18 protein-coding genes are annotated in these 23,827 nt (G+C 61.3%); 6 read left to right on the top strand and 12 right to left on the bottom strand.

Annotated elements, in window-relative coordinates; genetic code table 11:
- Positions 1-2: 2 nt before the first annotated feature.
- On the top strand, positions 3-476 hold the full coding sequence (gene sulA / locus ACLH0I_RS10210; protein WP_003199648.1) for an SOS-induced cell division inhibitor SulA: 474 nt from the start codon (positions 3-5) through the stop codon (positions 474-476).
- A 70-nt stretch (positions 477-546) separates the two neighbouring features.
- Here the strand turns inward: sulA and ACLH0I_RS10205 are convergent, their stop codons facing one another.
- The 7 genes from ACLH0I_RS10205 to ACLH0I_RS10175 form a co-directional block, all read right to left on the bottom strand.
- Positions 547-780 carry a hypothetical protein gene (locus ACLH0I_RS10205; protein ID WP_250962697.1) on the bottom strand — a complete coding sequence of 78 codons (234 nt, stop codon included), beginning with the start codon at positions 778-780 and terminating at the stop codon, positions 547-549.
- A gap of 106 nt (positions 781-886) precedes the next feature.
- Complete coding sequence (locus ACLH0I_RS10200) at positions 887-1,411, bottom strand: DUF6586 family protein (RefSeq protein ID WP_186705229.1); 525 nt, start codon at positions 1,409-1,411, stop codon at positions 887-889.
- 214 nt (positions 1,412-1,625) lie between these two features.
- Positions 1,626-4,238 (bottom strand): type I DNA topoisomerase, encoded by a 2,613-nt coding sequence (gene topA, locus ACLH0I_RS10195; protein WP_411386944.1) that lies wholly within the window; start codon positions 4,236-4,238, stop codon positions 1,626-1,628.
- 115 nt (positions 4,239-4,353) lie between these two features.
- Positions 4,354-4,590 carry a DUF1653 domain-containing protein gene (locus ACLH0I_RS10190; protein WP_003199644.1) on the bottom strand — a complete coding sequence of 79 codons (237 nt, stop codon included), beginning with the start codon at positions 4,588-4,590 and terminating at the stop codon, positions 4,354-4,356.
- A 108-nt stretch (positions 4,591-4,698) separates the two neighbouring features.
- On the bottom strand, positions 4,699-5,874 hold the full coding sequence (gene fadA / locus ACLH0I_RS10185; RefSeq protein WP_053120718.1) for an acetyl-CoA C-acyltransferase FadA: 1,176 nt from the start codon (positions 5,872-5,874) through the stop codon (positions 4,699-4,701).
- 31 nt (positions 5,875-5,905) lie between these two features.
- Positions 5,906-8,053: a fatty acid oxidation complex subunit alpha FadB gene (gene fadB / locus ACLH0I_RS10180; protein ID WP_411386943.1), complete on the bottom strand. Its 2,148-nt coding sequence runs from the start codon at positions 8,051-8,053 to the stop codon at positions 5,906-5,908.
- 612 nt (positions 8,054-8,665) lie between these two features.
- Entirely contained in the window at positions 8,666-9,103 is a 438-nt protein-coding gene (locus ACLH0I_RS10175) for a hypothetical protein (RefSeq protein ID WP_411386942.1), read from the bottom strand.
- 101 nt (positions 9,104-9,204) lie between these two features.
- Here ACLH0I_RS10175 and ACLH0I_RS10170 point away from each other — a divergent pair, with 101 nt between their 5' ends.
- On the top strand, positions 9,205-9,645 hold the full coding sequence (locus ACLH0I_RS10170; protein ID WP_060738415.1) for a universal stress protein: 441 nt from the start codon (positions 9,205-9,207) through the stop codon (positions 9,643-9,645).
- 105 nt (positions 9,646-9,750) lie between these two features.
- Here ACLH0I_RS10170 and ACLH0I_RS10165 read toward each other — a convergent pair whose 3' ends face one another.
- Positions 9,751-11,667: an ATP-binding cassette domain-containing protein gene (locus ACLH0I_RS10165; protein WP_186705233.1), complete on the bottom strand. Its 1,917-nt coding sequence runs from the start codon at positions 11,665-11,667 to the stop codon at positions 9,751-9,753.
- 213 nt (positions 11,668-11,880) lie between these two features.
- Between ACLH0I_RS10165 and ACLH0I_RS10160 the strand changes: the two genes are divergently transcribed.
- Positions 11,881-13,809 carry a transglycosylase SLT domain-containing protein gene (locus ACLH0I_RS10160; RefSeq protein WP_411386941.1) on the top strand — a complete coding sequence of 643 codons (1,929 nt, stop codon included), beginning with the start codon at positions 11,881-11,883 and terminating at the stop codon, positions 13,807-13,809.
- Positions 13,810-14,016: 207 nt separating this feature from the next.
- Here the strand turns inward: ACLH0I_RS10160 and ACLH0I_RS10155 are convergent, their stop codons facing one another.
- The gene (locus ACLH0I_RS10155) at positions 14,017-15,783 is read right to left on the bottom strand and encodes an ABC transporter transmembrane domain-containing protein (RefSeq protein ID WP_411386940.1); all 1,767 of its coding nucleotides are present in this window, start codon (positions 15,781-15,783) and stop codon (positions 14,017-14,019) included.
- A gap of 257 nt (positions 15,784-16,040) precedes the next feature.
- On the opposite strand from ACLH0I_RS10155, the gene ACLH0I_RS10150 reads away from it, so the two are divergent.
- The gene (locus tag ACLH0I_RS10150; protein WP_186705236.1) at positions 16,041-16,220 is read left to right on the top strand and encodes a PA1571 family protein; all 180 of its coding nucleotides are present in this window, start codon (positions 16,041-16,043) and stop codon (positions 16,218-16,220) included.
- A gap of 260 nt (positions 16,221-16,480) precedes the next feature.
- Here the strand turns inward: ACLH0I_RS10150 and pdxB are convergent, their stop codons facing one another.
- The gene (gene pdxB, locus ACLH0I_RS10145; RefSeq protein ID WP_411386939.1) at positions 16,481-17,623 is read right to left on the bottom strand and encodes a 4-phosphoerythronate dehydrogenase PdxB; all 1,143 of its coding nucleotides are present in this window, start codon (positions 17,621-17,623) and stop codon (positions 16,481-16,483) included.
- 360 nt (positions 17,624-17,983) lie between these two features.
- Between pdxB and ACLH0I_RS10140 the strand changes: the two genes are divergently transcribed.
- Positions 17,984-19,387 carry an MATE family efflux transporter gene (locus tag ACLH0I_RS10140; RefSeq protein ID WP_411386938.1) on the top strand — a complete coding sequence of 468 codons (1,404 nt, stop codon included), beginning with the start codon at positions 17,984-17,986 and terminating at the stop codon, positions 19,385-19,387.
- Here the strand turns inward: ACLH0I_RS10140 and tusA are convergent.
- A complete protein-coding gene (gene tusA, locus ACLH0I_RS10135) occupies positions 19,384-19,635 on the bottom strand; it encodes a sulfurtransferase TusA (RefSeq protein ID WP_250962690.1) in 252 nt (83 codons plus the stop codon). The genes ACLH0I_RS10140 and tusA overlap by 4 nt on opposite strands.
- Before the next feature lie 188 nt (positions 19,636-19,823).
- Entirely contained in the window at positions 19,824-20,897 is a 1,074-nt protein-coding gene (gene rlmM, locus ACLH0I_RS10130; RefSeq protein WP_186728209.1) for a 23S rRNA (cytidine(2498)-2'-O)-methyltransferase RlmM, read from the bottom strand.
- Positions 20,898-21,069: 172 nt separating this feature from the next.
- Here rlmM and acnA point away from each other — a divergent pair, with 172 nt between their 5' ends.
- Entirely contained in the window at positions 21,070-23,811 is a 2,742-nt protein-coding gene (acnA, locus tag ACLH0I_RS10125) for an aconitate hydratase AcnA (RefSeq protein ID WP_411386937.1), read from the top strand.
- Positions 23,812-23,827: the final 16 nt, after the last annotated feature.

Raw genomic sequence — 23,827 nt, 5'->3', positions numbered from 1 at the left:
TTATGCAGTTCCCTCACACACCACAACACACACAACTTCCGCTGTTCGAGGCATTCATGGCCCAACCGCTGGTTCCAGTCCTGAAAGAGGTCATCGAGTCGCCCTGGGGCGTCGAACCCGAGGCTTTCAGCGAACTGTCGTTACGTGGTGCGGCCGGAAACTGCCTGAACCTGCTGGCGCCGATTCTGCGAGAACTCAGCCAGGACCAGGATGCTCGCTGGTTGACGCTGATCGCGCCACCGGCCAGCGTTACCCAGGCCTGGCTGCGGGATGCCGGCCTGAACCGTGAACGCATCCTGTTGTTACAGCCACGGGGCACCCAAAGCGCCCAACAGTTGACCTGCGAAGCCTTGCGCCTGGGCCGTAGCCACACCGTGGTCAGTTGGCTCAACCCATTGACCGCGACCGCACGGCAACAGTTGATCAGCGCCGCCCGCACCGGGGACGCACAAAGCCTGAATATTCGATTGGGCTAAGACAAACGCGGGGCTTCTCCAAGACAGAGAAGCCGGTCAGTCACATTATTCAAAAAGCCGACAGGCGGGATTAATGAAGGACCCGCGGCCCCTCATCCTTGTTGAATTCGCCTTCAACCAGGCGACCGGCCATCTGGACGCCCACGCTCAACATCGCCTTGGCGACTTCGACGTGCTGGCCTTGGAGGAACACCTTGGCATCTTCGGAGAAGTTCAGGGTAACCAGAGAACCCTCGTCCTCGGCCCTGCGCAGCTCGATGCGGCCATCAGGAAGTTCGACAATTTCTAGAAAGGACGTAGGCATAAAAGTCTGTTCTCCACGAAAGGCGAGGATTATATAGTCATCGGCCAGGCTCCGCTCGGGATCTTGACCAAGCGTTATCAATGGACGTAAAGGGCCGAAGGGAAACTCAGCACTCGTTCAACCCTTCACGAAAGCGTATCGCCAAGCTCTTGAGGTTCTGGCGCCAGCTCTCCAGCTCTTCCCGGCTCAGCTCCTGCTCGGGATCCTGCTCGTCCAGATTGACCGCCACGATCAACGGCTGGGTCACGTCCCCCTTGGGCTTGCGCGGGGCTCGTGGCGGCTCGAACAGCGCCGCATGGGCCGCCAACAGCTTTGCCAGCCAGGTTTCCGGGTTGTGTGCCAGCTCGACCATTTCGGCCATTTCCGGGATGGCGATGGTTTCCAGCACTTCGCGGGTCAACAGCAGCTCGGCCCGCGGCGCATTCGCTTGTGGCAGGCGATAGAAACCCGCGATTTCATGGCATAACCCCAACAACGCACCGTATAGGTGAAACAGCGCGGACTCACGCCCTGCCTGGAGCAGCGCCGGGGAATTCATCGCACGCCCGTCTTCGGCCCGGGTGAGCGCTTCGAGCGACAGACCGGCGAAATAGATTTTCTGATTGGTGCGGGTATAGAGTTCGTGGGCCATGGCGGCATCTCCCCAACGAAATGAAAGCTTCACGCAAGTGCGACAGTGTCGTGGATCAACCAAGGCCACTGCAAGCCAAAAACAAAAAGGCCACATGAAAACCTATGGTTGTCATGTGGCCTTTTTGTTCAGTCGGGCCCTATCGAGGATGGCTGTGCCGCCCAGCGGGAGCAAGCTCCATCGCCATGGGGGTCTCGCCTAAACAGGCGTTCAATCAACGCTTGTCTTCAACCGTCCACTTACCGCCGTCGTAATAGGCCTTCCAGCCGGTCGGCTTGCCATCGACTTCGGTCTGCACGTACTGCTCCTTGGTCTTGCGGCTGTAGCGAATGACCGCCGGACGCCCTTCCGGATCCTTCTGCGGTGCTTCACAGAGGAAATGGTACTTCGGATCGATCTCGTCCTTGTGCGGCACGATCTCCATCACCAATGGCGCACGGGTCTCGCGGTTTTTCGGGAACTGGCTGGCTGCCAGGAAAAGGCCGGAGGCGCCGTCACGCAGGATGTAGGTGTCGTTGACCTTCTCGCATTTGAGCTCAGGCATCTTCACCGGGTCCATCTTCGGCGGCGCCGCGTCACCGCTCTTGAGCAGTTTGCGGGTGTTCTTGCAGGTCGGGTTGGTGCAACCGAAGAACTTGCCGAAACGGCCGGTCTTGAGCTGCATCTCGCTGCCACACTTGTCGCATTCCAGGCTCGGGCCTTCGTAGCCCTTGATGCGATAAGTGCCCTCTTCAATCTCGTATCCGGCACAGTCCGGGTTGTTACCGCAGATGTGCAGCTTGCGCTTTTCATCCAGCAGGTAGGCATCCATCGCCGTGCTGCAGATCGGGCAGCGATGCTTGCCGCGCAGTACCAGGGATTCCGACTCGCCCTCGTCGTCCGCAGCGATTTCGTCGCCCGGCACCAGGTTGACGGTAGCCTTGCAGCGCTCCTTGGGCGGCAGGCTGTAGCCCGAGCAACCGAGAAACACGCCAGTCGAGGCGGTACGGATTTGCATCGGACGCCCGCAGGTCAGGCACGGGATGTCGGTCATGACCGGCTGGTTGGCGCGCATGCCGCTGTCAGGGCTTTCGGCTACTTCGAGTTTTTTCTTGAAGTCGCCATAGAATTCGTCGAGGACATTTTTCCAGTCCCGTTCGCCCTGAGCCACGTCGTCGAGGTTTTCTTCCATGCCGGCGGTGAAGCCGTAGTCCATCAGGTTCGAGAAGCTCTCGGACAGACGTTCGGTGACGATGTCCCCCATCTTTTCCGAATAGAAACGACGGTTGTGCAGCGCCACATAACCGCGGTCCTGGATGGTGGAAATGATCGCGGCATAGGTCGAAGGACGGCCGATGCCGCGTTTTTCCATTTCCTTGACCAGGCTGGCTTCGGAGTAACGGGCCGGCGGCTTGGTGAAGTGCTGGGTCGGATCGAGCTTGATCAGCTTCATCACGTCGCCCTGGGCCATGTCCGGCAGGACATCGTCATCCCCAGGCTTGGTGATCTGCGGCATGACGCGGGTGTAGCCGTCGAACTTCAGGATGCGCCCCTTGGCGCGCAGCTCGAAGTCGCCAGCACCGACGCTGACCGTGGTGGACAGGTATTGCGCCGGCAGCATCTGGCAGGCCAGGAACTGGCGCCAGATCAGCTCGTAGAGACGCTCGGCATCGCGCTCCATGCCCGACAGCTTGCTTGGCTCGGTGTTGGCATCGGACGGACGAATCGCTTCGTGAGCCTCCTGTGCGCCTTCCTTGCTGCTGTAGACGTTCGGCGTGTCCGGCAGGTACTTCTTGCCGAACTCGCTTTCTATATAAGTGCGCGCCATCGCCACGGCATCGGCCGACAGGTTCGTCGAGTCGGTACGCATGTAAGTGATGTAGCCGGCTTCGTACAAACGCTGGGCCATCATCATGGTTTTCTTCACGCCAAAGCCCAGGCGATTGCTCGCGGCCTGTTGCAGCGTGGAAGTGATGAACGGCGCGGACGGCTTGCTGCTGGTCGGCTTGTCCTCGCGCTTGACGATGCTGTAGCTGGACGCCTTGAGCTTCTCCAGCGCCGCCATGGCCTGGGCTTCATTGAGCGGCTTGAAGGCTTCACCCTTCTCGCGGGCCACGTCGAAGCGCACAGTCGCGCCTTTGGCAGTGCCGAGGTCGGCGTGGATTTCCCAGTACTCTTCAGGGATGAACGCCCGGATTTCCCGCTCGCGCTCCACCACCAGCTTCACGGCGACCGACTGCACGCGACCAGCCGACAGGCCGCGGGCGATCTTGGCCCACAGCAGCGGCGAAACCATGTAGCCCACCACACGGTCGAGGAAACGCCGCGCCTGTTGGGCGTTGACCCGATCGATATCCAGCTCGCCCGGCTGGGAGAAGGCTTCCCGGATGGCCTTCTTGGTGATTTCGTTGAACACCACGCGCTTGTAGCGGCTGTCATCCCCACCAATGGCTTCGCGCAGGTGCCAGGCAATGGCTTCCCCTTCGCGGTCCAAGTCCGTCGCGAGATAGATGGTGTCGGCATCCTTGGCGAGCCGACGCAGTTCTTCGATGACCTTTTCCTTGCCTGGGAGGATCTCGTACTTGGCTTTCCAGCCGTGTTCCGGATCGACCCCCATGCGTGAGACCAGCTGCTTGCGCGCCTTGTCTTTCGGCGACAGCGCCGGCGCTTCACCGGCAGCAGCCTTGCCGCGCTTGGCGGCTGGCTCCTTACTGGCGCTAGCCGAACCGCTGGTGGGCAGGTCTCGGATATGGCCGATACTCGACTTCACCACGTATTGGTTGCCCAGATACTTGTTGATGGTCTTGGCCTTAGCCGGGGATTCCACAATGACCAGCGATTTGCCCATGGATCAGAAAATTCCTGAATTCTAAAAAGTGAAAGGCGGTTGGCGCCTGACGCGGCACCGCTATATATAGTGGCTGCAAGGTGAGGTCAAGCGCAGGGTTGCCCGCATGCCGGCCTCAAGGCTTGGAAAAAATGCTCTCCTCGGCCTGCACCAAAGCAAAGCGTGGCACCTGTTCGCCGTCAACCTCGACGGACTCCTCGAACATGCTCAAGGGACGCACCCAAAAGCCGTAATCGCCATACAGGGCTTGATAGAAGACCACTTCTTCCTCGGTCTCGGAATGCCGCGCAATGCTGAATACGCGGTACTGAGGACCTTTGTAATGCTGGTAGAGCCCAGGTTGTATCGGCATGCTTTGGCCCTCACTCAAATCTTTTCAAAATAAAAACAAATCTTTGTCTACTAACCCCGAAAAAACAAAAACCGGGGCACTTGGCCCCGGCTTCCATCGACGCAACGCTTAGACGCGTTCGAAGACAGTGGCGATGCCTTGGCCGAGGCCAATGCACATGGTCGAGACACCGAAGGTGCCGCCATTCTGCTTCATGACGTTGAGCAGCGTGCCGGAGATACGCGCACCGGAGCAACCGAACGGATGACCCAGGGCGATCGCACCGCCGTGCAGGTTAACCTTCTCGTTCATCTTGTCGAGCACTTTCAAATCTTTCAGCACCGGCAGGGCCTGTGCGGCGAAAGCTTCGTTGAGCTCGAAGAAGTCGATATCGGCGATACTCAGGCCTGCACGCTTCAAGGCTTTCTGCGTGGCCGGTACTGGACCATAGCCCATGATCGCCGGGTCCACACCCGCCACGGCCATCGAACGAATCACTGCCATCGGCTGGATACCCAGGTCCTGGGCACGCTGGGCCGACATCACGATCATGCACGAGGCACCGTCGGTGATCTGCGATGAAGTGCCAGCTGTCACGGTGCCACCCTTCGGATTGAAGGCCGGCTTCAGGGCCGCCAGGCTTTCCAGGGTGGTTTCCGGACGAATGGTTTCGTCGTAGTCGAACAGCTTCAGGAAGCCATTCTCGTCATAGCCCTGCATCGGGATGATCTCGTCCTTGAACTTGCCTTCCACGGTCGCCTTGTGGGCGAGCTGGTGGGAACGCACGCCAAAGGCGTCCTGCTGTTCGCGGCTGATGCCGTGCATCTTGCCCAGCATTTCCGCAGTCAGGCCCATCATGCCCGAGGCCTTGGCCGCGTACAGCGACATGTGCGGGTTCGGATCGACGCCGTGCATCATGCTCACGTGGCCCATGTGCTCGACACCACCGACGACGAACACATCGCCGTTGCCGGTCATGATCGCCTGGGCGGCGGTGTGCAGCGCGCTCATGGACGAACCACACAGGCGACTGACGGTCTGGCCGGCCGCGGTGTGAGGAATCTGGGTCATCAGCGAGGCCATGCGGGCGATGTTCCAGCCCTGCTCCAGGGTCTGGTTCACACAGCCCCAGATCACGTCTTCGACTTCGTTGGGGTCGACCTTGACGTTGCGCTCCAGCAGCTTGCTGATCAGGTGCGCCGACATGTCTTCGGCGCGGGTGTTGCGGTGCATGCCGCCCTTGGAGCGGCCCATCGGCGTACGACCGAAGTCGACGATCACGACGTCTCTAGGATTCAAGCTCATAAAATGTTCTCTCGCTCTAGTCGTTGGGCGCTTAACCGAAGAAGCGTTGGCCGTTCTTGGCCATTTCACGCAGCTTCGCGGTCGGGTGGTACAGCGCGCCCAGATCAGCGTACTGGTCAGCCAGGGCAACGAACTCGGCCACACCGATCGAATCGATGTAACGCAGCGCACCGCCACGGAATGGAGGGAAACCGATACCGTAGACCAGACCCATGTCGGCTTCGGCGGCGGTTTCGACAATGCCGTCTTCCAGGCAACGCACGGTTTCGAGGCACAGCGGGATCATCATCCAGTTGATGATGTCCTCGTCGGTGACGTCGCGCTGCTCGTAGACGATCGGCTTGAGCACTTCCAGCACCGACGCATCGGCGACTTTCTTCTGCTTGCCGCGCTTGTCGGTCTCGTAGGCGTAGAAGCCCTTGCCATTCTTCTGGCCCAGGCGCTTGGCTTCGTAGAGCACGTCGACAGCCGAACGACGGTCGTCTTTCATGCGGTCCGGGAAGCCTTCAGCCATGACGTCGCGACCGTGGTGGCCGGTGTCGATGCCGACCACGTCCATCAGGTACGCCGGGCCCATCGGCCAGCCGAATTTTTCCATGATCTTGTCGATGCGCACGAAGTCCACACCGGCGCTGACCAGCTTGGCGAAACCGCCGAAGTATGGGAACAGCACGCGGTTGACCAGGAAACCCGGGCAATCGTTGACGACGATCGGGTTCTTGCCCATTTTCTTGGCGTAGGCCACGGTGGTGGCAACAGCCAGCTCACTGGACTTCTCGCCACGGATCACTTCCACCAGCGGCATCATGTGCACCGGGTTGAAGAAGTGCATGCCGACGAAGTTCTCCGGACGCTTGAGGGCCTTGGCCAGCAGCGAGATGGAGATGGTCGAGGTGTTCGAGGCGAGGATGGTGTCCTCCTTGACCTTGTCTTCGACTTCAGCCAGTACCGCCTGCTTGACCTTCGGGTTCTCGACAACCGCTTCGACCACCAGGTCGACATGGCCGAAATCGCCATAGGACAGCGTCGGACGAATGCCGTTGAGCACTTCGGCCATCTTCGCGGCGGTCATGCGCCCCTTGTCGACGCGACCGACCAGCAGCTTGGCGGCTTCGGCCAGGCCCTGCTCGATCCCGTGTTCGTTGATGTCCTTCATCAGGATCGGCGTGCCCTTGGACGCCGACTGGTAGGCGATGCCGCCGCCCATGATGCCGGCGCCGAGCACGGCGGCCTGCTTCACGTCACGGGCGATTTCGTCGTAGGCCTTGGCCTTTTTCTTCAGTTCCTGGTCGTTGAGGAACAGGCCGATCAGGCTTTGCGCAGCCGAGGTCTTGGCCAGCTTGACGAAGCCGGCGGCCTCGACTTCCAAGGCCTTGTCGCGACCGAAGCTTGCGGCTTTCTGGATAGTCTTGATCGCTTCGACCGGCGCCGGGTAGTTCGGGCCAGCTTGACCGGCCACGAAACCCTTGGCGGTTTCGAAGGCCATCATTTGTTCGATGGCGTTGAGCTTGAGCTTTTCCAGCTTCGGCTGGCGCTTGGCCTTGTAGTCGAACTCGCCGCTGATGGCGCGCTTGATGGTTTCAAGGGCCGCTTCCTGGAGCTTGCCAGGTTCGACCACCGCATCCACGGCGCCGACTTTCAGTGCGTCTTCGGCACGGTTTTCCTTGCCGGCGGCAATCCACTCGATGGCATTGTCGGCACCGATCAGGCGCGGCAGGCGCACGGTACCGCCGAAGCCCGGGTAGATACCCAGCTTGACTTCCGGCAGGCCGATCTTGGCCGTGGTGGCCATGACGCGGTAATCCGCCGCCAGGCACATCTCCAGGCCGCCACCCAGGGCGATGCCGTTGATGGCCGCGACGGTCGGTACGTTGAGGTCTTCGAAGTCGCTGAAAATACGGTTGGCTTCGAGGTTGCCAGCGATCAGTTCGGCATCGGGCAGCTTGAAGTTGTCGACGAATTCGGTGATGTCGGCACCGACGATGAACACGTCCTTGCCGCTGCTGACGATCACACCCTTGATCGAAGCATCTGCCTTGATAGTGTCTACGGCCTGACGCAATTCATTCAGGGTTAGACGGTTGAACTTGTTGACGGACTCACCCTTGAGGTCGAATTTCAGTTCGACGATGCCACTTTCAAGAGCCTTAACCGTGATGGCTTTACCTTCGTAAATCATCAACTGATCTCCACGATATGGAAGCTGAACAGTACACGTTGGACGCTGGCCACTGGTTCGACACTGACGTTACCGTCGATGCTACGCCAATCCGCCAGGCACACCCGTCAACGCGATAGTCGGGGTCTGTAGGAGCGTTCTGAAAATACAAACGCTCAATTCATACGCCCGTTTGATTTGGGTACGTCACCTTCACGGAATTTCCGACAATTGTCAATCGCCCTAAACACGGGCGAGAACGCGACTTTACGGTCATTTCCGTACCGTACGGATCCGCAACACGGCGCCGCATGTGCAGCTATTCATAGGATCAATCATTAGAAAAATCGCCCTAATTCCAGACATATCGGGTCCAGCCGACTACGCTGTCGGGAGCGCGATTGAAATTTCAGGAACGAAGGGCGCTGCGAACGCACGCCCCGACACGAGATGGATTACCGGCCTGCCTGGCCAACCGCCCGATGAAACTGTCGGGCTTTTTTATGCCAGTAGGAGCTGCCGAAGGCTCGGGCCGCGTTCGGACGATCTTTTGATCTTTCACTTGAGACCCAATGGCCAGGGCAAAGATCGCAGCCTCGCTTCGCTCGACAGCTCCTACGCAGCCAAAGTCGCTCAGGCCAGCGCCTTGAGCGTGCTGGCAATGTCTTGCAAAACACTGGCTTCGCCTTTTTCGCCCCAGTACACCGCAATCATTTGCCGGTCGGCTTCGACTTTGTAGACGTTGGCCGGCAATTTTTCGAAATGATTGAGCAAGGACTCATCCTGGCAGACTTCCCGCCACTGATTGGCCCAGACGCCCGGTGCCGTTTGCCAATAGCTCCAACAGGCCGGCTGGTTGCCTCGCCGAGGCCGATAGTACTGGGCACAGGGGTTTGGCGGCTGCTGGCCGAGCCAGTGCGGCCACTCCTGTGGCGCCAGTTGCATGGCCAGGCCCAGGCGTCGCGCTTCCATGCGCAGGGCCATGCGACCGCTCTGTACACGGGACGGACGCAACCATGCCAATGGACTTAACACCACCAACAGGATTGACAGCACTATCCAGACCGTCATATTCGTACTCCCCGATTCTGATGAGCCATTGACCCAGGTCGCCGTCAATGCGCTTGAAACCAGCCATACTTACCGTATCGCAATTCTCTGGAGTGCCTTCCATGTACTACAACCACGTTCTGGTCGCCGTTGACCTCACTGAAGAATGCGATCCGGTCGTCAAGCGCGCCCTCGCCCTTTGCGAAGGCCGAGACACCCAGCTGTCGCTGGTGCATATCGTCGAACCAATGGCCATGGCCTTCGGCGGCGACGTGCCGATGGACCTTTCCCAGTTGCAGCAGCAGCAATTCGACCAGGCCAAGGAACGCCTTGACCGACTGATCGTGAAATACCCGGCCCTGAAGAAGGAGTTCAGCCACTTGACCTACGGCCAGCCACGCCAGGAGATCCATCACCTGGCCAAGGAACAGGGTTGCGACCTGATTGTCGTCGGCAGCCATGGTCGCCATGGCCTGGCGTTGCTGCTGGGCTCGACTGCCAACGATGTGCTGCATGGCGCGCCTTGCGATGTGCTGGCGGTGCACTTGGTCAAGCGCACATAAACCCAGACCCTGACCTTGTGGGAGCGAGCTTGCTCCCACAGGGATTGCGGCTCAAATAGAAATCCCGGCACTCATGACTGAATGCCGGGATTTTTTAGCACGAGATCAAGCGTCCAGCTCGGCCCAGCGCTCGACCAATGCATCCAGCTCGGCCTGCAGTTGTTCCAACTGCGCGATAACCTTGGCGGTTTCGGCAGCAGGCCGCTGGTAGAACCCGGCGTCGGCCATTTCGGCTTCCACCGCGGCGATCTGCTGCTCCTTCGCATCGATATCGCCCGGCAGAGCCTCCAGCTCGCGCTGCAGTTTGTAGCTGAGCTTTTTCTTCGCGGGGGCCGGAGCTGCGGCGGCAACCGGCGCGGGCTCGGCCTTGACCACCGCCGAATTCAGGTCGGCCTTGCCGGACTTGCTCTCGGTGACCCCAAGCAGACGCGGCGAGCCGCCCTGGCGCAGCCAGTCCTGATAACCACCGACGTATTCACGCACCAGGCCTTCGCCTTCGAACACCAGGGTGCTGGTGACCACGTTGTCGAGGAATGCCCGGTCGTGACTGACCATCAGGACGGTGCCGTTGAAGGTCAACAGCACTTCTTCCAGCAACTCCAGGGTTTCCACGTCCAGGTCGTTGGTCGGTTCGTCGAGCACCAGCAGGTTCGCTGGCTTGCTGAACAGCTTGGCCAGCAACAGACGGGCGCGCTCACCGCCCGACAGCGCCTTGACCGGCGTACGGGCACGCTGTGGACTGAACAGGAAATCGCCGAGGTAGCTCAACACGTGACGGCTCTGGCCATCGATGTCGATGAAATCGCGGCCTTCGGCCACGTTGTCGATCACGGTCTTTTCCAGGTCCAGCTGATGACGCAACTGGTCGAAGTAGGCAACGTCGATCTTCGTACCCTCCTCCACCTTGCCATTGGTCGGCACCAGGCCGCCAAGCATCAGCTTGAGCAAAGTCGTCTTGCCGGTGCCGTTGGCCCCTAGCAAGCCGATGCGATCGCCACGCTGCAGGACCATGGAGAAGTCCTTGATCAGGAACGGGCCGCCAGGGTGGGCGAAGCTCACGTTCTCAAGGACCATCACCTGCTTGCCGGACTTGTCGGCAGTATCCAACTGGATATTGGCCTTGCCGGTACGTTCACGGCGCTCGCTGCGCTCAACGCGCAAGGCCTTGAGGGCCCGCACTCGGCCTTCGTTGCGGGTGCGACGAGCCTTGATGCCCTGGCGAATCCAGACTTCTTCCTGGGCCAGTTTCTTATCGAACAGGGCATTGGCGGTTTCTTCCGCCGCCAGCGCCGCTTCCTTGTGCACCAGGAAGCTGGCGTAGTCGCCGTTCCAATCGATCAGGCCGCCGCGGTCCAGTTCAAGGATGCGCGTCGCCAGGTTCTGCAGGAAGGAACGGTCGTGGGTGATGAACAGCACCGCCCCCTGGAAGTCCTTCAGGGCTTCTTCAAGCCAGGCGATGGCGCCGATGTCCAGGTGGTTGGTCGGTTCGTCGAGCAGCAGCAGGTCGGGCTCGGAGACCAGGGCCTGGGCCAGCAGGACGCGGCGACGCCAACCGCCGGACAACTCGGCGAGGGTCTTGTCGGCCGGCAATTGCAGGCGGCTCAGGGTGCTGTCGACCAGTTGCTGCAGACGCCAGCCGTCGCGGGCCTCGAGGTCGTGCTGCACGTGCATCAACTTGTCCAGGTCGGCGTCGGTGACGATGTTCTGGCTCAGATGGTGATACTCGGCCAACAGCGCGCCGACACCGTCCAGGCCTTCGGCAACCACGTCGAACACGGTCCGCTCGTCGGCCACCGGCAATTCCTGGGGCAATTCGCCGATCTTCAGGCCCGGCGCACGCCAGACCGAGCCGTCGTCAGGCTTTTGATCGCCCTTGACCAGCTTCATCATGCTGGACTTGCCAGTGCCGTTGCGGCCGATGATGCACACCCGCTCACCACGGGCGATCTGCCAGGACACCTTGTCCAACAACGGCATAGCGCCGAAAGCAAGGGACACATCGCTGAATTTGAGCAGGGTCATGAGCTTCTCCAAAAACCGGGCGCGCATTCTACCTGAGATGAGGCCTCAAGGGTCCGCCAATTTCGCCACTGAAGCACTCTGCACGACAAATGTTGCGAACTTGCACCGACAGCCCTGCAAAGCTTTCGCCGGCTGCTGGCAAAAGGCTAAGCTACAGACAGTTACCCTGGGTTAACCCTTGGGCTTGTCATGTTTTTTCTGCCCGGACGTCTCATGCGCAGTCGCCTTTTCAGTGTTTTATCGTGTCTTTTTGTATGTGCCACTGCCGTTCAATCCGCTCAGGCGGTGGATATTTCCACTCAGCGCCAGTATTACAACGAGGCCAAGCGGGCCTTGGCCAAGGGTGATTCCGGCCCTTACTTTCGCTACAGCCAGGCCTTGCGCGATTACCCGCTGGAGCCGTACCTGGCCTACGACGAACTGACCGCTCGCCTCAAGAGCGCCAGCAACGCCGAAATCGAAAAATTCCTCGCCGAGCACGGTGACCTGCCCCAGGCCAACTGGATGAAACTGCGTTGGTTACGCTGGCTGGCCGAGCGCGGCGATTGGGCGACCTTCGTCAAGTATTACGACCCCAAGCTCAACTTCACCGAACTGGACTGCCTCAACGCTCAGTACCAACTCAGCCATGGCCTTAAGGCCGAAGGCTATGCCAATGCCGAAAAGCTCTGGCTCACCGGCAAGTCACAGCCCCAGGCCTGCGACGCGTTGTTCGGCCTATGGGCATCCCAAGGCCAGTTGACCGAGCAGAAACGCTGGGAGCGCACCAAGTTGGCTGCCCAGGCGCGCAATTATCCGCTGGCCAACAGCCTGGTCAGCGGCCTGACCACCCTCGCCCCCCGTGGCAAGTTGCTGGTGGACGTGGCGCAGAAACCTGAGCTGCTCAACCAACCCTCGCGTTTCAGCCCGGCCGATGAACCGATGTCCGATATCGTCAGCCTCGGCCTGCGTCGCCTGGCCCGCCAGGATCCGGAAAAAGCCATGACGCTGCTGGATGGCTACGCCAGCACCATGCATTTTTCCCGGGATGAAAAAGTCGCGATTGCCCGGGAAATCGGCTTGACCCTGGCCAAGCGCTTCGACAGCCGCGCCTTGGACGTGATGACCAAATACGACCCGGAACTGCGCGACGACACCGTTTCGGAGTGGCGCTTGCGCCTGCTGCTGCGCCTGGCCCGTTGGGACGATGCCTACCAACTGACCCGCCGCCTGCCCGAGTCGCTGGCCAGCACCAACCGCTGGCGCTACTGGCAAGCCCGTACGCTGGAGCTGGCGCAGCCGCAAAACCCCGAGGCCCTGGCGCTCTACAAGCACCTGGCCCGTGAGCGGGACTTCTATGGGTTCCTGGCCGCCGACCGCTCCCAGTCGCCGTATTCCCTCGTCAACAAGCCACTGGTGATGAGCCAGGCGCTGATCAATAAGGTGCGCAACACACCGGGCGTGCGCCGGGCGCTGGAGTTTCATGCCCGTGGGGACATCGTGGACGGACGCCGCGAGTGGTATCACGTCAGCCGGCATTTCAACCGGGACGAAATGGTCGCCCAGGCGAAACTGGCCTATGACCTGAAATGGTATTTCCCGGCCATTCGCACCATCAGCCAGGCCAAGTACTGGGACGACCTGGACATCCGTTTCCCGATGGCCCACCGCGACACCCTGGTGCGCGAAGCCAAGGTGCGTGGCCTGCATTCGAGCTGGGTGTTCGCAATCACTCGCCAGGAAAGCGCCTTCATGGACGACGCCCGCTCCAGCGTCGGCGCCGCCGGTCTGATGCAACTGATGCCTGGCACCGCCAAGGAAACCGCGCGCAAGTTCAGCATTCCCCTGGCCTCCCCTCAACAAGTGTTGAACCCGGACAAGAACATCCAGTTGGGCGCGGCCTACCTGAGCCAGGTTCACAGCCAGTTCAACGGCAACCGAGTCCTCGCCTCGGCGGCCTACAACGCCGGCCCCGGTCGCGTGCGCCAATGGTTGCGCGGTGCCGATCACCTGAGCTTCGACGTCTGGGTGGAAAGTATTCCATTCGACGAAACCCGCCAATACGTGCAGAACGTGTTGTCATATTCGGTGATCTACGGCCAGAAGCTCAACTCACCGCAACCGCTGGTGGACTGGCATGAGCGGTATTTCGATGATCAGTGAGTATTAGCGCAAGCTGTTACTGAGAAGAAAAAATGCCCGCCACGAAAGAGGCGGGCATTTTTTTTGCTCGGTTACTGGGTCGGTTGATGATCTCTGTGGGAGCGAGCTTGCTCGCGATGACGGCGGCCGCTCGACATCGATGCAAGCTGGCTCACCGCTATCGCGAGCAAGCTCGCTCCCACAGGGGGATTCATGTAGACGCCATATTTACTCGGTTGCCAACCCCACATTGAACTGCAACGCCGCCAACCGCGCATACAGCGCATTGCTGGCAACCAGCTCCTGATGAGTGCCCACAGCAACCACCTTACCCTGGTCCATCACCGCGATCCGGTCGGCGTTTTTCACCGTGGCCAGGCGATGGGCAATGACCAGGGTGGTGCGGTTTTTCATCAAGCTCGGCAAGGCTTGCTGGATAAGGTGTTCGCTTTGCGCATCGAGGGCGCTGGTGGCTTCGTCCAGCAGCAGGATCGGTGCGTCCACCAGCAAGGCGCGGGCGATGGCCAGGCGTTGGCACTGGCCGCCGGACAAGCCCAGGCCGCCGTCGCCCAGGTGAGTCTGGTAGCCATCAGGCATTTTTTCGATGAAGTCATGGGCATGGGCGATCTGCGCCGCCTCGCGCACCTGCTCGGGCGTCGCCTGGGGATTGCCGTAACGAATGTTCTCTTCGACCGTGCCGAAAAACAGCGCCGGATTCTGTGAAACCAAGGCAAAGTGCCGGCGCAGGTCCAGCGGATCGAGTTGGGTCAACGGCACGTCGTCGATCAGGATCTGCCCTTGCACCGGATCATAGAAACGCAACAGCAAGTCGTAGACAGTCGACTTGCCCGCACCGGAAGGCCCGACAAGGGCCAGGGTCTCGCCGGCCTTGACGCTCAGGTCGAGACCGTCGACCGCATAACTGTCCGGCCGGGACGGATAGGAAAAACGCACGCCTTCAAGGCGCAGATCGCCGCGGACCCGCACCGGCAAGGTCACCAGGCCCGTGGCCGGCGGCTGGATGATGTTCTCCGAACGCAGCAGCTCGGCTATACGCTCTGCCGCACCGGCCGCCCGCTGCAACTCGCCGATCACTTCGCTCAGGGTCCCGAAGGCACTGCCGACGATCAGGCTGTAGAACACGAACGCCGCCAGCTCGCCACCGGAAATCCGCCCGGCGATCACATCCATGCCACCGACCCAGAGCATCACCCCCACGGCCCCCAGCACGAGCACGATCACCAAGGTGATCAGCCAGGCCCGCTGGGCGATGCGCTTGCGAGCGGTGTCGAAGGCCTGCTCCACCGTCACGGAAAAACGTTGTTCGTCCTGGACCTGATGGTTGTAGGCCTGCACGGTCTTGATCTGGCCGAGGGTTTCGGAGACATAGCTGCCGACGTCGGCAACACGGTCCTGGCTCTCACGTGACAAGCTGCGCACTCGTCGACCGAAGATCAGGATGGGCGCCAATACCAGCGGCAAGGCAATCACCACGATGCTGGTCAGCTTGGGATTAGTGATAAACAGCAACACGATACCGCCCACCACCATCAGGGCGTTGCGCAAAAACAACGACAGCGACGAACCGATCACCGATTGCAGCAACGTCGTGTCAGTGGTCAGCCGTGACTGGATTTCCGAACTGCGGTTGTTTTCGTAAAAGCCTGGGTGCAAGTACACCAGATGGTTGAAGACCTGCCGCCGGATATCGGCCACCACCCGCTCACCGATCCAGGACACCCAGTAAAAACGTGCAAACGTACCGATCGCCAGCCCCACCACCAGCACCATGAACAGGCCGATGGATTGATTGAGCAAGTGTGGCGAGCGGGTCATGAAGCCCTGGTCCACCAGCAAGCGGATGCCTTGGCCCATGGACAAGGTAATGCCGGCGGTAACAATCAAGGCCAGCAACGCGCCGGCGACTTGTTTGCGATAAGGGGCGATGAAGCCGCTGGCCAGGCGTATGGCACGGCGATGTCGGGAAGAAAGCATCAAAGGCGTCCGATAATGCAGCGGGAAAAGGCCGGCCCGCGCGGTCGAAACGCAGCGGAACCAGGTTGAATCAGAATGAGTCAGGTTAAATATGACCACCACGACTAGCAGCTAGATGTTATCGGTCTAAAGTCTGGCTGGAAACGCAACCGTATTTCTGATTGAGTGGAGGTGTCGCCATGAACCTACAAGGAGTGTCATGGCTCGGTCACCTGGCGACATTAAAGTAGGCACACAACCTGATGAGGAGACAGGCCATGTCCTTGCAACACAGCAGCGACGACAAGATTCAAGTAATCCGCACGCAACCGGACCAGTCTCTGGGCTGCTCGTTCATCGATGAACAAGGGCGCGAAGTACCGATCACCGAAGACATGATCCGCAAAGCCTGCGGCGAGCTGGAAAAACGACTGGTCAAGCCTGCCGAACAAAAGTGATACAGCCCGTCTCGATTGAACCCGACCTTGATGTCGGGTTTTTTATGCCGGTTGATTTTGCAGGCTTCTGTGACCAGGCTCTTGTGGCGAGGGAGCTTGCTCCCGTTGGGCGGTGTAGGAGCTGGCGAAGCCTGCGATCCTTTGATCTTTTACTTGGAACTCAAGCGGCCGATGAAAAGATCGCAGCCTCGCTTCGCTCGACAGCTCCTACAGCGCAGCCGAGCGGGAGCAAGCTCCCTCGCCACAAGAACGCACCGCCCTTAAAGGGTGGTGGCACCCAGCGCAGTCACGATCTGTTGCAAGGCCGCCGACGACCCTTCGATACGCACCTTCAAGCTATCGATTTCCCGGCGTGGCGGGTAGTGCTTGCGCAAGGCATCGAACGCACTGCGTTGCTCGTCGACGGTGCCCACCAGGCTGCGACGGAAGTTCGCATCGTCGCCACGGGGGTCGTACACGCTCCGGCACAGCGCCGCCAAGGCCCAGGCCGGGTCGGCTTCGGCGTCCAGGATGATGCCCCCCAGCCACGGCCGAGGCAACAGGTCGCTGAGGCGGACTTCAACCGGCTGTTCCAGGAACGCGCATAAAGCCTGGTAGATCTGGGCCGTGCCACGCTGGCGGCCATCAAGACTGTACCCGGCAATGTGCGGGGTGGCGATCACGCATAAGTCTGCCAGGTCCACGTCCACGGTGGGCTCCTGCTCCCAGACATCCAGCACCGCTTGCAGGTCTTCGCGCTCCAACAACACCTCGCGCAACGCGGCATTGTCGATCACCGGACCGCGGGCCGCATTGATCAGCCAGGTGCCGGGCTTGAGCTGGTTCAGGCGCGCTTCGTCGAACAGGTGCCAGGTCGGTTGCTCGCCGTCGCGGGTCAACGGGGTGTGCAGGCTGATCACATCGCACTGCTCGATGATCTGTTCCAGGCTCACATAATCGCCGCCCTCAACGGCCTGACGCGGCGGATCGCAGACCTTGACGGTCCAGCCCAGGCCCTTGAGCAGTTCGATCAACCGCCCGCCCACCTGCCCTGCGCCGACCACGCCGAAGGTCCGCTGCGCGAGCGCCACGCCTTCGATTTCCGCCAGGGTCATCAGGCTGCCCAGCACGTAGTCCACCACGCCACGGGCGTTGCAACCGGGTGCGCTGGCCCAGTGGATACCGGCCTCGGCCAGATAATCCAGGTCCAGGTGATCGGTGCCGATAGTGCATGTGCCGACGAAGCGTACCTTGCTACCCTCCAGCAGCGCCCGATTGACCTGGCTGACCGAACGCACCAGCAGCACATCGGCTTGCTCGACCATCGTCCGGTCGATTCCCCGGCCCGGTACCCGGCGGATTTCGCCGAGCCCTTGGAAAAACGCATCAAGCAGGGGGATGTTTTCGTCGGCGACGATCAGCATGGCAGAGCTCCTTTGGCGGGAGGGGCAGTGTAGGCGTTCCTCGCCTCGATGGGCCAGTCCTTGCCTCAGTGAACTAAATTGTGGCGAGGGAGCTTGCTCCCGCTCGGCTGCGTAGGAGCTGGCGAAGCCTGCGATCTTTTGTTCTTTCGCTTGATACTCAACTGACCTAGGAAAGATCGCAGCCTCGCTTCGCTCGACAGCTCCTACAGCGCAGTCGAGCGGGAGCAAGCTCCCTCGCCACAACAGCATCCGCACGACTGAGAAAGCGATTACAAATCCACAACACAGCTTTTTTCCTGACCACAGCGTCAAGGCGTAGAATTCGCCGCCTTGCGCTAATTTCTCTCGGACGCTTCGCCTGTGAATCCTGTCATCGACTCTCCTGCCACCCTTTCCCGCCCGGCCCGGGTGCGTCTGGAATTCAAGACCCTGCTGGCCTTGGCCGTGCCGATCATGGTGGCGCAACTGGCAACCACCGCCATGGGCTTTGTCGACGCGGTGATGGCCGGTCGGGTCGGCCCACGGGACTTGGCGGCAGTAGCCCTGGGCAACTCGATCTGGGTACCGGTGTTCCTGCTGATGACCGGCACGTTGCTGGCGACCACGCCAAAAGTGGCCCAGCGCTTCGGTGCCGGCACGTTCGACGAAATCGGGCCGCTGGTGCGCCAGGCACTGTGGCTGGCGCTGGTTGTGGGGTTGCTCGCGACCCTGGCGCTGTTCAGCGCCGAACCAATCCTGCACATCATGAAGGTCGATCCCGAATTGATCGGCCCCTGCATGGAATACCTGCGCGGCATCGGCACGGGCCTGCCGGCCGTGGCGCTGTATCACGTGCTGCGCTGCTTCAGCGATGGCCTGGGCCGCACGCGACCGGCAATGGTGCTGGGGCTGTGCGGGCTGGCATTGAACATTCCGCTCAATTACATCTTCATCTACGGGCACCTGGGCGTACCCGCCATGGGCGGCGTCGGTTGCGGCTGGGCCACGGCCATCGTGATGTGGTTCATGGCCCTGGGCATGGCCGGTTGGGCCCGTTGGGCACCGGCCTATCAGTCGAGTCGGTTGTTCAGCCGTTTCGACTGGCCGCAATGGACAGTGATCAAGCGCCTGCTGGGCATCGGCCTGCCGATTGGCATCGCGGTGTTCGCCGAGTCGAGTATTTTCGCGGTGATCGCGCTGCTGATCGGCAGCCTCGGGGCCACGGTGGTTGCCGGGCACCAGATCGCGCTGAACTTCAGCTCCCTGGTGTTCATGATCCCCTACTCCCTGGGTATGGCTGTCACGGTGCGGGTCGGCCAGGCCTTGGGCCGTCGCCAGCCCCGTGAAGCGCGCTTTGCCGCCGGGGTGGGCATGGGCACGGCCCTGGCGTACGCCTGCCTGTCGGCGAGCCTGATGTTCGCACTGCGCGGGCCTATCGCGGCGATCTATACCGCCGACCCGGTGGTGATCGAAGTGGCGTCGATGCTGATCGTCTACGCGGCGCTGTTCCAGTTTTCCGATGCGATCCAGGTCACGGCGGCAGGCGCGTTGCGCGGCTACCAGGACACCCGGGTGACGATGATCCTGACCCTGTTCGCCTATTGGGGCATCGGCCTGCCGGTGGGCTACGCGCTGGGCCTGACCGACTGGCTCGGCGCGGCCAGCGGCCCGAGCGGGTTGTGGCAAGGCCTGATCGTAGGCCTGAGCTGCGCGGCGCTGATGTTGTCGATCCGCCTGACACGCAGCGCGCGCAAGCAGATCCGCGTCAGCCGCTCGACGGACTAAGCGAGCTTCTTGCGGATCCAGTAGAGGTAGGTGCCAGCCGCTTCCTGCTGGGCCACCAGTTCGTGATCCAGGAACACGCAAAACTTGGGGATGTCGCGGCGAGTCGAGGGATCGGTGGCGATGACTTTCAACAGGCCACCGGGGGCCAGGTCACGGATGTGCTGGTGCAGCATCATCACCGGTTCCGGGCAATTGAGGCCCGTGGCATCCAGTGTGCCGTCGACCGGCGTGTCGTTCATTTCACTCATGTTCTACTCCTGAAACTGGCCGGTATTGTCGCGCAATGCCGGCGTTCAGTCACCTCTGGCTTAACGCCGCACCCTGTGGGAGCGAGCTTGCTCGCGATAGCGGTGGGTCAGCTTGCATCAATGTTGAATGTGCCGACGCCATCGCGAGCAAGCTCGCTCCCACAGGGGATCTCACAGTCCTTAGGGGATTAGCGGGACTTCGGCTTTTTGGTATCCAGCCGCCGCAGATGGCACGTCACTTCCTCGCGGTCGTGGTACAGCTGCTTGCAACCGATCTCGACCTGGATACCCCGGGCCTTGAAACCCTCGGCAATGCGCTCGAGCAGGCGTTTCACCTCGGCATAACGCTGTTTCATAGGCAGCTTGAGGTTGACCACAGCCTCGCGGCAATGCCCTTCGCCAATCCACTCCTCCAGCATCGCCGCGTTGCGCGCGGGCTTTTCGACGATGTCGCAGACCATCCAATCCACCGGCTGCTTGGGCTTGAACGTGAAGCCGTCCGCCATCAAGTGCTGCACCAGGCCGGTATCCATCAGGCTTTCGGCCATCGGGCCGTTGTCGATGGCCGTCACCAGCATGCCGCGGTTGACCAGTTGCCAGGTCCAGCCGCCCGGCGCGGCGCCGAGGTCCACGCCCGTCATGTCACTGTGCAGGCGCTCGTCCCACTGGTCCCGGGGGATGAAATGGTGCCAGGCTTCTTCGAGCTTGAGGGTGGAGCGGCTTGGCGCCTCCCGGGGGAACTTGAGGCGCGGGATGCCCATCGGCCACATTGCCGAGTTATCCGCGTCCGCCAGGCCCAGGAAGACTTCACGGCCACTCTTGAAGGTCAGCAGCAGGCGCGGCTTGCGCGGATCGTCCACCAACTTGCCGGCCCCGCTCAACGCCTTGCGCAGCGGGCCTTCGAATTTCTTGCAGAAGTTCGACAGTTCCTTGCCGTCATTGGTGTCGACCACCTCCAGCCACAAGCTGCCACAGACCGGGAAGCCGCTCATGTGGGCCAGGATGACGCTGATACGGTCGGTTTCCGGCAAGTCAATGAACGTGCCCCGCGCCCACTGGCGCGGGAAAATCAGCTCGGCAAAACGCTGCCCACGCATCAGCCGTTCGGCGCCGTCCTCTTGCGTGCAGACAAATTCGGCGCAGGCGCTGGCCGGCTTGGCCTTGGCATAGCCGGCCACGTTGAGCCGAGCCGCATGTTCGGCGATCTCGGAACAGACCTCGCCTTCGAAGCCCGGCCGGCAGTGCATAAAAAGCGTGTTCATTGAAACTCCGTAGCAAAGCCTGTCACGAAAACCGCCGCATGATAGCGGAGTTCGGAACCGCGAACCTTGCAATAGAGTCCAGTGATTAGTCATACGCTTAAAACAGGGCTAGGTTAAAGGCTCTGTCCGTTCCGTCAGTCCGTAGCCGTGCGGACTCAAAGGAGTGATTTCAATGCCGTCCCTCGATAGCCTGAAAACCCTTAAAACACTGCAAGTCGACGCCAGGACCTACCACTATTTCAGCCTGCCGGATGCCGCCCGAAGCCTGGGCGACCTCGACAAACTGCCCATGTCCTTGAAGGTGCTGCTGGAAAACCTGCTGCGCTGGGAAGATGAAAAAACCGTCACCGGCGCCGACCTCAAGGCCCTGGCCGGTTGGCTCAAGGAGCGCCGCTCCGACCGCGAGATCCAATACCGCCCCGCACGGGTGCTGATGCAAGATTTCACCGGCGTGCCCGCCGTAGTCGACCTGGCCGCCATGCGCGCCGCTGTGGAAAAGGCCGGCGGCGACCCCCAGCGGATCAACCCGCTGTCCCCCGTGGACTTGGTGATCGACCACTCGGTGATGGTGGACAAGTTCGCCAGCAGCCAGGCGTTCGAGCAGAACGTCGACATCGAAATGCAGCGCAACGGCGAACGCTACGCCTTCCTGCGCTGGGGCCAGAGCGCCTTCGACAACTTCAGCGTGGTGCCGCCGGGCACCGGCATCTGTCACCAGGTCAACCTCGAATACCTGGGGCGCACCGTGTGGACCAAAGAAGAGGACGGCCGCATCTACGCCTTCCCGGACACCCTGGTGGGCACCGACTCCCACACCACCATGATCAATGGCCTCGGCGTACTGGGCTGGGGCGTCGGGGGGATCGAGGCGGAAGCAGCGATGCTGGGTCAACCGGTGTCGATGCTGATTCCCGAAGTCGTTGGCTTCAAACTCGTCGGCAAGCTGCGCGAAGGCATCACCGCCACCGACCTGGTGCTGACCGTCACGCAGATGCTGCGCAAGAAAGGCGTGGTGGGCAAATTCGTCGAGTTCTATGGCGACGGTCTGGCCGACCTGCCCTTGGCCGACCGCGCCACCATCGCCAACATGGCCCCAGAATACGGCGCCACCTGCGGGTTCTTCCCGGTGGACGAGGTGACCCTGGACTACCTGCGCCTGTCCGGGCGTCCGGCTGACACCGTGAAGCTGGTGGAGGCCTATTGCAAGGCCCAGGGCCTGTGGCGTCTGCCCGGCCAGGAACCGGTGTTCACCGACACGCTGGAACTGGACATGGGCAGCGTCGAGGCCAGCCTCGCCGGCCCTAAACGCCCTCAGGACCGGGTCTCGCTGCCGAATGTCGGCCAGGCCTTCAGCGACTTCCTGGGGTTGCAGGTCAAACCCACCAGTAAGGAAGAAGGCCGCCTGGAAAGTGAAGGCGGCGGTGGCGTCGCGGTGGGCAACGCCGACCAGGTAGGCGAAGCCGAGTACGAATACGAAGGCCACACCCATCGCCTGAAAAACGGCGCGGTGGTGATTGCTGCGATCACCTCGTGCACCAACACCTCCAACCCCAGCGTCATGATGGCCGCCGGGCTGCTGGCGAAAAAAGCCGTGGAAAAAGGCTTGGTTCGCAAGCCTTGGGTCAAGAGCTCCCTGGCGCCGGGCTCCAAGGTGGTCACCGATTACTACAACGCGGCCGGCCTGACCGAATACTTGGATAAACTCGGTTTCGACCTGGTGGGCTATGGTTGCACCACCTGCATCGGCAACTCCGGGCCGTTGCCGGACCCCATCGAAAAAGCCATTCAGAAAGCCGATCTCACCGTGGCCTCGGTCTTGTCGGGCAACCGCAACTTCGAAGGTCGAGTGCATCCACTGGTGAAGACCAACTGGCTGGCCTCACCGCCATTGGTGGTCGCCTATGCCCTGGCCGGCACGGTGCGCATCGACATCAGTAGCGAGCCGCTGGGCAACGACCGGGACGGCAAACCGGTGTACCTGCGGGACATCTGGCCCAGCAGCCAGGAAGTCGCCGCCGCCGTGGCCCAGGTCAACACCAGCATGTTCCACAAGGAATACGCCGCCGTGTTTGCCGGTGACGAGCAATGGCAGGCCATCGAGGTGCCGCAAGCGGCCACCTATGTCTGGCAGGACGACTCGACCTATATCCAGCATCCACCGTTCTTCGACGACATCGGCGGGCCGCCACCGGCGGTCAGGAACGTCGAGGGCGCCCGAGTGCTGGCCCTGCTGGGGGACTCGGTGACCACCGACCACATCTCCCCGGCCGGTAACATCAAGGCCGACAGCCCGGCCGGTCGCTACCTGCGCGAACAGGGCGTGGAGCCACGGGACTTCAACTCCTACGGTTCACGGCGTGGCAACCATCAGGTGATGATGCGCGGCACCTTCGCCAACATCCGCATCCGCAACGAAATGCTCGACGGCGAAGAAGGCGGCAATACGATCTACATTCCCAATGGCGAACGCATGCCGATCTACGACGCCGCCATGCTGTACCAGGCCGCGGGCACACCGCTGGTGGTGATAGCCGGCCAGGAATATGGCACCGGTTCGAGCCGGGACTGGGCGGCCAAGGGCACCAACCTGCTGGGGGTCAAGGCGGTGATCGCAGAGAGTTTCGAGCGCATCCATCGCTCCAACCTGGTGGGCATGGGCGTGCTGCCGTTGCAGTTCAAGCTCGACCAGAACCGCAAGAGCCTGAACCTCACGGGCAAGGAAACCCTGGACATCCTCGGCCTCAATGACGTCGAACTGACGCCGCGCATGAACCTGCCCTTGGTCATCACCCGGGAGGATGGCAGCCAGGAGCGAATCGAAGTGTTGTGTCGGATCGATACCTTGAATGAAGTGGAATATTTCAAGGCCGGCGGGATTCTTCACTATGTCTTGCGACAATTGATTGCTGCTTGAAAAAACCGCCTCCATG

Origin of the sequence: Pseudomonas sp. MPB03 (assembly GCF_046605385.1) — a bacterium.
Classification (GTDB): domain Bacteria; phylum Pseudomonadota; class Gammaproteobacteria; order Pseudomonadales; family Pseudomonadaceae; genus Aquipseudomonas; species Aquipseudomonas zanjanensis.
Note: the sequence above shows the minus strand (reverse complement) of the source record. Positions and strands in the feature narration are given on the sequence as shown.

What these genes read in the sequence shown, in the direction of transcription:
- fadA (WP_053120718.1), bottom strand. Translation starts at nt 5,874, where the DNA reads ATGAGCTTGAATCCTAGAGACGTCGTGATCGTCGACTTCGGTCGTACG.
- ACLH0I_RS10165 (WP_186705233.1), bottom strand. Translation starts at nt 11,667, where the DNA reads ATGACCCTGCTCAAATTCAGCGATGTGTCCCTTGCTTTCGGCGCTATG.
- ACLH0I_RS10190 (WP_003199644.1), bottom strand. Translation starts at nt 4,590, where the DNA reads ATGCCGATACAACCTGGGCTCTACCAGCATTACAAAGGTCCTCAGTAC.
- ACLH0I_RS10150 (WP_186705236.1), top strand. Translation starts at nt 16,041, where the DNA reads ATGTCCTTGCAACACAGCAGCGACGACAAGATTCAAGTAATCCGCACG.
- ACLH0I_RS10175 (WP_411386942.1), bottom strand. Translation starts at nt 9,103, where the DNA reads ATGACGGTCTGGATAGTGCTGTCAATCCTGTTGGTGGTGTTAAGTCCA.
- ACLH0I_RS10160 (WP_411386941.1), top strand. Translation starts at nt 11,881, where the DNA reads ATGCGCAGTCGCCTTTTCAGTGTTTTATCGTGTCTTTTTGTATGTGCC.
- rlmM (WP_186728209.1), bottom strand. Translation starts at nt 20,897, where the DNA reads ATGAACACGCTTTTTATGCACTGCCGGCCGGGCTTCGAAGGCGAGGTC.
- pdxB (WP_411386939.1), bottom strand. Translation starts at nt 17,623, where the DNA reads ATGCTGATCGTCGCCGACGAAAACATCCCCCTGCTTGATGCGTTTTTC.
- tusA (WP_250962690.1), bottom strand. Translation starts at nt 19,635, where the DNA reads ATGAGTGAAATGAACGACACGCCGGTCGACGGCACACTGGATGCCACG.
- topA (WP_411386944.1), bottom strand. Translation starts at nt 4,238, where the DNA reads ATGGGCAAATCGCTGGTCATTGTGGAATCCCCGGCTAAGGCCAAGACC.
- ACLH0I_RS10155 (WP_411386940.1), bottom strand. Translation starts at nt 15,783, where the DNA reads ATGCTTTCTTCCCGACATCGCCGTGCCATACGCCTGGCCAGCGGCTTC.
- ACLH0I_RS10170 (WP_060738415.1), top strand. Translation starts at nt 9,205, where the DNA reads ATGTACTACAACCACGTTCTGGTCGCCGTTGACCTCACTGAAGAATGC.
- ACLH0I_RS10205 (WP_250962697.1), bottom strand. Translation starts at nt 780, where the DNA reads ATGCCTACGTCCTTTCTAGAAATTGTCGAACTTCCTGATGGCCGCATC.
- acnA (WP_411386937.1), top strand. Translation starts at nt 21,070, where the DNA reads ATGCCGTCCCTCGATAGCCTGAAAACCCTTAAAACACTGCAAGTCGAC.
- sulA (WP_003199648.1), top strand. Translation starts at nt 3, where the DNA reads ATGCAGTTCCCTCACACACCACAACACACACAACTTCCGCTGTTCGAG.
- fadB (WP_411386943.1), bottom strand. Translation starts at nt 8,053, where the DNA reads ATGATTTACGAAGGTAAAGCCATCACGGTTAAGGCTCTTGAAAGTGGC.
- ACLH0I_RS10200 (WP_186705229.1), bottom strand. Translation starts at nt 1,411, where the DNA reads ATGGCCCACGAACTCTATACCCGCACCAATCAGAAAATCTATTTCGCC.